Genomic DNA, 204 nt, shown 5'->3' with positions numbered 1-204 from the left:
TTTCTTCACATACGTTCAGAAAAGGCAGATGCGCAAAAAAGCTCACTGAAGAAAGACGCTTCAGTGACTTTTTAAAATTTCAAGGGAAATGCTATAATCTAGGGCTAAAACTATCAATGTTAAAAATTGAGAACAGCTTGTTAAGCTATACAGTAAAAAAGAAAGAATTAGTCGCCTGCCAGAATTTCTTCACATACGTTCAGA

1 protein-coding gene is annotated in these 204 nt (G+C 34.8%); it reads left to right on the top strand.

Features of this window, described 5'->3' with window-relative positions:
• Positions 1-204: hypothetical protein (locus tag GXK57_RS26465; protein WP_207710246.1), on the top strand; the 204-nt coding region annotated here is incomplete at both ends.

Origin of the sequence: Clostridium sp. C8-1-8, from assembly GCF_009928445.1 — a bacterium.
In the GTDB taxonomy this organism is placed as follows: Bacteria; Bacillota; Clostridia; order Clostridiales; family Clostridiaceae; genus Clostridium_AR.
Note: the sequence above shows the minus strand (reverse complement) of the source record. Positions and strands in the feature narration are given on the sequence as shown.